The sequence below is a fragment of the Ensifer sp. SSB1 genome (assembly GCF_016652895.1).
Classification (GTDB): Bacteria; Pseudomonadota; Alphaproteobacteria; order Rhizobiales; family Rhizobiaceae; genus Ensifer.
In genome coordinates this window covers 2376-9088 of the sequence record NZ_JAEPRP010000232.1, presented here as the reverse complement: position 1 = coordinate 9088, position 6713 = coordinate 2376, and the positions used below count along the sequence as shown (strand labels likewise).

The following is a 6713-nucleotide window of genomic DNA, read 5'->3' as shown; positions in this document are numbered from 1 at the left end:
TGCGAGTTATCGTGTTCAAGGGCAGCCAGAGACGTCAGGGTCACCGTCGTGCCGGATAGCGTGACCGTGAACGCTGTCGCATCGAACGATCCGTTGTTGTCGCTGTCGTACTTGCCGGAGATCTGGTTGGCCGAATCCGCCACCAGCGTGATCGGATGATTGCCGTCCGTCGTTTGCAACCCGGTCGCCGTCCCGCCCGCTAACGAAAGCGCATAGGTCACGTTGCTCGTTTTGCCGTCAACCGCGCTGGAATCGAACGTTGGCGGCGTGATCGTTGCCTGGGCATGCCCGGCAACACCGCTCGCCTCGACCACCTCGGCGACACCAACCGCGGGTGCTGCCGTGATCGACAACGAAGGCCCGGAATCATCGAAGTTGATGAACGAGCCGACCTGTTCGGTGTAGGCGTTTGGAGTCTGCGACGTGAAATGGAATTCGGTGATGTCGCAGCCTTCGTTCGCATCGACCCCGGTAACGGTCAACCGATCCATCTGCTTGGCCGTCGTGATGTCGACGGTAGTGATGTTATCCAGCCCGGTGATGGTAACAGCGTTCCCTGTCCCGCTCAGGCCCGAGATAACGACGTTGCCGCTTCCCGTGGCATAGGTGCCATCGGCGGTGATGAGCGTGGCGAAACCCGATTGACCGGTCAGTTTGACGCTGACGATGTCGACGGCGGTGGTATCGGTACCGTTGAAGAAGTCCGAACCTTGCTCGTCGCCGGTATTGTCGAAGGCCTTGATCGTGATGTCGACCCGCAAGTTCGGATTGGAGGGCGTGATCTGGTTGATCGTGAACCCGGCCTGCGTGACGTTGTTGAGATGGCTGCCATATTGGATTTGGGACCCGCTACCCGCGGCGATGTTGCTGCCGGTGACAAAATCGACCTGGAGCGTTTCGGTCGGATTGATGCTTTGATTGTTGACGCCGAACCCTTGTGTGCTGACGTTGGCAGTGGCGTTGGCTCCGGCCAAAAAGCCAGTCACAAGCAGTTGCTTGGAGGCGTCCGTTGGCGAATTGAGCACGTAAAAATCATGGTTTCCCGGCGCCGCGTTCTGCCCTGAGAAACCAACCACGGTGGTGCCAGATACTGAGGCGAAGACCTTGTCGGTAAGGTCAATGCGTTCGTCCACCTTGGTCGGATCCGGATGGGACAGTGCCACGTACTGAACCAGGTAAAGGTCGGCCTTTGTGCTGCTTGTGGGATCAAGCCCAAAGGCGAAGGCGAGCGGCCCGTTGGCGGCGGGCGCGACTGCGCCGTCAGAGGTCCCGATGACGCCGATCACGACGTTTGGGTGCGTTGGATCCTGGAAAAGCCAGACATAGTTACCGTCGACCGTGCGAATGCCGCTGTTCACTCCGATCGTTGGGGAAAAGGGGATCCCCGAAGCGTTTTGTGCGAGAACGATCGAATTGATGGTTTCCCCGGCGCTCGCCGACGCTTGTACGAAATTGGCCTGATAGGCCACTTCTGGGGAGGCCAGCCCGGTCGCTGGATCGTCGAGGCTGAGGAGATACAACAGGGTGGTGTTCGTGTTGAGCGCTGGGTCAATGTCGTTGTCCGTAAGACCGGTGCTCTCGTCAACAATGATGTCTTGAGCCAGAATATCCAATGCCATTGAGCAATCCTCCACAACAACGAATTGGCCAAAGAATTGGGGCCGGAACCCCGTCAGAGGTGGCGCCGATTCCACTTCGGATAAGAAAAGGCTTTCTGGTAGATGTCCCCTTGTGCGCGTTCTAATCGCACCTTGTTATGTGCACTACTATAAGGCACCTGTGTTATTCTGGGACGCTACGCCGCTCACCTGTACCCATCAAGTTATCCTTAAGGACTAACTAATGTATTGGAGGTTGTGCGCGATCCGTGCAGCCGCGGTCAACTTTTGGGCATCGATGGCGTTGCGGCTGAAGCGTCGCGCATTTTGTCATAAATCTTCGGGCCGGGAGCGAACGGCATGCAAATCCCTCGCATTCGCCGCCCATGCGTCCACCAGGAGCATCATGCTGTGGCTCCAGGGTCGCCCAGAAAGGCGTCGCAAGCGACCCTGGAACCACTCTTGCGATCCCGGTCGTGGATGACGTAAAGGTTGTATTATGTTGTTCTAGGGTTGATTTGAGTGGCAAGGAGAGTAAGACCTTTGCCGGGTCTCGTAGGACTTAGGTCCTATATTTAACAGGGCTGCCGACAACGTACCGACGCGAAATCTACTCCCCCCGACCGCATTCCAACGGTTGTGCTCACGGACGCACGATCTGTCTCTGCGTACCACCCCGAAAGTTCTGAGCCTTTGGGTCTGACCGGTCATCAGCAAGCCGATCATCACTGCAGTCGCCAATGAATGGGCGGCTTGCCCTTGATCCGCTGAATTCGAGATCCGGGACCGCGAGCATTCTTACTGTGCAAAGCCGCTGTGAACGCTGCTTTCTATCGTTCGCACAATTTCCCCTTAAGGTCGTTCAGGCGTATGGCTTATTGGGGACACCCGGGCAATGGATTCGGGGAACAGGTTCGGAAACGAGTTCGAGAGAGCGCATGAAGCAACAGTTCGACCTATTTGTTTCCGATGATACGGATCCGTCAAAGGTCGCCCGTCCATCGAGCATGAAGCGACAGGCTTCAACAGGTCTCAGCGACGAGGAGATGGTCCGGCACCTTCGCGCTACAGGCCGGTTTCGGATACTCACAAAGCTCGAGCCTCGCCCCATTGCGACAGCGTTGCGTCCCGAGTTTCCCTTGAGAGGCGTCATCCTCGACACGGAAACGACCGGCCTCAACCACCGCAAGGACGAGATCATCGAGATCGGAACCATCGCGTTCACGTTTGACGAGGCCGGCAACATCGGCGACGTGACCGGGGTTTATGGAGGGCTGCAGCAACCAAGCGTTCCTATCCCGGCTGAGGTCACGCGCCTGACCGGCATTACCGATGCCATGGTCGTTGACCAGATGATCGATATTCAGGCGTTGCGTACGATCCTTGAACCGGCGGATCTCATCATCGCACACAACGCCGGGTTCGATCGGCCGTTCTGCGAGGCTTTTTCTTCGATCTTTGCGGGTAAGGCCTGGGCTTGCTCGGTCTCCGAAATCGATTGGGCATCCCGCGGCTTCGAAGGCACCAAGCTCGGCTACCTGATCGGGCAGGCGGGTTACTTCCACGACGGACATCGAGCCGTAGACGACTGCTTCGCGCTGCTCGAGGTCCTGGCAAAGGGCGAGGACGGCGCGAGCCGGACGCCGTTTGCCGAACTCTATGAGGCAAGCCAGCGATCGCGCGTTCGTGTGTTTGCGGAAAGCAGCCCATTCGACATGAAGGACCATCTGAAGGCGCGCGGCTATCGCTGGTCGGACGGCAGCGACGGGCGCCCGAAATCATGGTGGATCGAAGTTGGAGAGGATGCGCTCGAGGACGAGCTTCGATACCTGCGCTCGGATATCTATCGCTGGGATGAGGCCGATCCGCCTGTCAAGCACCTGACGGCTTTCGACCGCTTCAGGGCTTTGTGAGCCTTCCTTGAGCCCGACCGATGAGCTTATACGGCCTTGCCGGGAGACCGACGTCTTTCAAGAAGCGCCGCACGGATCATTTCTGTTTTCGACGGCGGCGCAGGAAGAAGGGAGTGCGCGCCTGACTTGGCTTTTCCATCACGCACCCGCAAGCTTTCGTACCTCTGCTGAGCGTCCAGTCGATCGGCGTCGGATACGAGGTCTATCGGCACGCCGTTGATGTCATGACGGGATGAATCCTGGCGCGCGACTGCGATCTGATAGCTTCTGGAATGAATATAGGCCCCCGTCGCCTTTCGCAGCGTCGATACGCTGATCTCCGGCTTCAAAAGGCACCGGATCTCATTCCATAGGCCCAAGGCAAATGGCCGGATCGGGTCACCTACCTTTATCGGAAGGATCGCGATCGGCCGTGTAAGGAGAGCGTTGATCTCATCGGCCTTTGATACCTCTCGATCGCGCGCCGGAACCGGGCCGGTGTTTTCTCGTGGTGATTTCAGTGTGGAAGGTTTCTGACGTTTCACGGTTCGTGCCCGCAGCAATCTGGCAAAGTCCTCATCAAGGATATGCCGCACAACATGTCAAAAGAGCGACGTTGGGGCCGGGTTGAAAGGTTCGAGCTGGGCAAGCTCAAAGCGCGAGCGCGAGTTGAGGCTTGTCTTCAACGGTCGTCCCGTCGAGCGATGACAGCGAAACGCCCAAAAGCCGGATGCCTTTTGCGACCGGGAAAAGCGGCAAGAGCAGGAGCGTCGAGACGTCGGCGAGTTCGCCAGCGCTTGCGATCGGGGCGGTGACCGTCTTGCTCCGGGTGATCTGCGTGAAATCTTCCCATTTCACCTTCAGCGTTACCGTCTTTGCGTGAATGCGGTTCACCTCGCAATAGCGCCAGACCTTCTCGATTAGCGGCTGAAGTCCCGCGCGTGCCGTCTCGAAATCGTGGATGTCGGTGGAGAAGGTATCTTCCGCCCCGATCGATTTGCGCACCCGGTCGGGATTGACCTGCCGTTCGTCGACACCGCGGGCGATCCAGTAGAAGTAAGGCCCTGATTTTCCGAAGTGCTGCTGCAGAAAGGCAAGGTTGCGCGTTCTGAGGTCGGCCCCCGTTTCTATGCCGAGCCTGTGCATGCGCTCGGCCGTCGCTGGCCCGACGCCATGGAACTTCTTGACCGGCAAGGCCTCGACGAAGGCCGGGCCATTTTTCGGCGTGATGACGAAGAGGCCGTCGGGCTTCCTCTGGTCGGATGCCATCTTGGCGAGGAACTTATTGTAGGAAACGCCGGCGGACGCGGTCAGTCCGGTCCGCGCCTTGATCTGCCCGCGGATTTCCTCGGCAATCTCGGTTGCAACCTCCATTCCCTTCAAGTTCTCGGTCACGTCGAGATAGGCCTCATCGAGCGACAACGGCTCGACGAGCGGCGTGTACTCCGCAAAAATCGCGTGAATCTCCTGAGACACCGCGCGGTAGGCATCGAAGCGCGGGATCACGAATATCAACTCGGGGCATTTGCGTTTGGCCGTTACCGACGGCATGGCCGAATGGACGCCGAACTTGCGTGCCTCGTAGCTTGCCGCCGCCACGACGCCGCGCGCTTCGCCGTGGCCGACGGCGATCGGGAGGCCGCGAAGCTGAGGATTGTCCCGTTGCTCGACGGAGGCATAGAAGGCATCCATATCTACATGGATGATCTTGCGCGGTCGGAGAGCGGTTTCCATGGTCTTCACCTCGGCCGTGCTGTTGTAACCGAATGCGCGGTCACAACAGTTGACCTTCTTCGGTCGGTGCTGCCGGCGGCTTGGCGACCACCCGCATATTGCCCGGCAGGGGCCGCTGACGATGCTTGACCTCGTCCCAAAACCCCGTGAGCCACAGGTCCACTTCCTCGGGCGTCATCAGGATCACTGGCACCGCCTTGAAGTGGATCGGTGCAACGACCTCATTCGTTGACATGGCGAGGCCCAGCGACGGCTCGTTCCAGCCGGCCCTGTCGTGCGCAAGGCCTTGGTAAACTGCATCACCGCATCGCATGTTGTCGTGCTGTTATAGAGGTTGCACATTTTTCAGTCCTCCCAGCTTCCAATCCGCTGCGCTTCATACCAACGAACGCCGGCAGATGTCGCCGTTGTTCGATGTCAGGCCCGCATTTCCCTTAAGTTGCATTCGTCAGGATCTCTGGACGTCTTGCCCTGAGGTCGATTGACCCACAATGCGGAAACGAACAAATAGAGAACATATCTACGGGAAGCACTAATGCATAGCCCCACTGAGCTTCTCCTTCCACAATGTTTCGTCCAGTCGACATGCCGTCGTCTCCTAACTTCGAGAGCGCATCCAGCGCCTCGAAGGCGCAAATGGCCTCCGCCGACAAGTTGGTCGAGGAACCGGAGGCCGATGTCTCCAATCTGAATCGGCATTCTCGGCAACCGGATCGGACAGCGCCGGCTCTTCAGCTTCGCGCCGGTCGCAAGCGTTGTGTCCGAGCGCTCGGTTTCCCGCATTGCCCCAATGGCGCCGGATGCAGGTGACACCTGGCTCGGTCAGTGGCCTCGGCCGACGCGCCTTCTTCTGCATTCCGAACCGATTAATCCGTCTATTCGCAGATCATCAGTTTACAGGTTGATATATTAGCGATGCCGTACCGGAATTGCCGAAAGCGACCTTCCTTGCGGAGAGCTTTGTTCGTATCTGAGCGCATCGGTTTGGCCGTTGGAGTTTTTCTTCCCCGCGTTCAGAGAGCCATCTGGATGCGAACCTCGCCCCGCCTTCCCCGGCGGGGCTTTCTTTTGAATCGTCGCCATACGGATTGCGACGATTTCTGCTGGGGCGATGCCAAGATTTGGCGGATCCTGATCAATGGAAGGTGTGAAGCATGAGAAAACTGGTCGCGGGCAAGCTCCACGGTATCTATGTGACGGAGGCGAACCTCAATTATCACGGGTCGATCACGCTTGATCCCGACCACTGCGAGGAAGCTGGCATCCTGCCGATGGAGTTCGTGGAGATCTGGAACAAGAATTCCGGGGCCCGTATTTCCACCTACGTTATTCTCGGCGAACGCGGATCCAGGTGTTGCATCCTCAATGGCGCGGCTGCACGGACCTGCCAGCCCGGCGACCAGGTTATCATTTGCAACTCCGTTTATATCCAAGAGAGCCAGATCACATCATTGAAGCCGAAGGTCCTGACCTTCGATGAGGACAATCG

General features: G+C 58.3%; 6 protein-coding genes. 2 read left to right on the top strand and 4 right to left on the bottom strand.

Going from position 1 to position 6713, the window contains the following annotated elements:
* Nucleotides 1-1619: DUF5801 repeats-in-toxin domain-containing protein (locus I8N66_RS33840; protein ID WP_291163834.1), on the bottom strand; the 1619-nt coding region annotated here is incomplete at its 3' end.
* Nucleotides 1620-2605: 986 nt separating this feature from the next.
* Here I8N66_RS33840 and I8N66_RS33835 point away from each other — a divergent pair.
* On the top strand, nucleotides 2606-3511 hold the full coding sequence (locus I8N66_RS33835) for a 3'-5' exonuclease (RefSeq protein ID WP_291163843.1): 906 nt from the start codon (nucleotides 2606-2608) through the stop codon (nucleotides 3509-3511).
* Between the two features lie 26 nt (nucleotides 3512-3537).
* Here the strand turns inward: I8N66_RS33835 and I8N66_RS33830 are convergent, their stop codons facing one another.
* From I8N66_RS33830 to I8N66_RS33820, 3 genes are all read right to left on the bottom strand, one after another.
* Entirely contained in the window at nucleotides 3538-4035 is a 498-nt protein-coding gene (locus I8N66_RS33830; protein ID WP_291163831.1) for a ProQ/FINO family protein, read from the bottom strand.
* A gap of 106 nt (nucleotides 4036-4141) precedes the next feature.
* A complete protein-coding gene (gene dinB, locus I8N66_RS33825; protein WP_291163828.1) occupies nucleotides 4142-5224 on the bottom strand; it encodes a DNA polymerase IV in 1083 nt (360 codons plus the stop codon).
* A gap of 40 nt (nucleotides 5225-5264) precedes the next feature.
* Entirely contained in the window at nucleotides 5265-5459 is a 195-nt protein-coding gene (locus I8N66_RS33820; RefSeq protein WP_291163825.1) for a hypothetical protein, read from the bottom strand.
* Nucleotides 5460-6378: 919 nt separating this feature from the next.
* Between I8N66_RS33820 and panD the strand changes: the two genes are divergently transcribed.
* Nucleotides 6379-6713, top strand: a 335-nt coding sequence (gene panD / locus I8N66_RS33815; RefSeq protein ID WP_291163840.1) for an aspartate 1-decarboxylase, incomplete at its 3' end; no start/stop codon positions are given.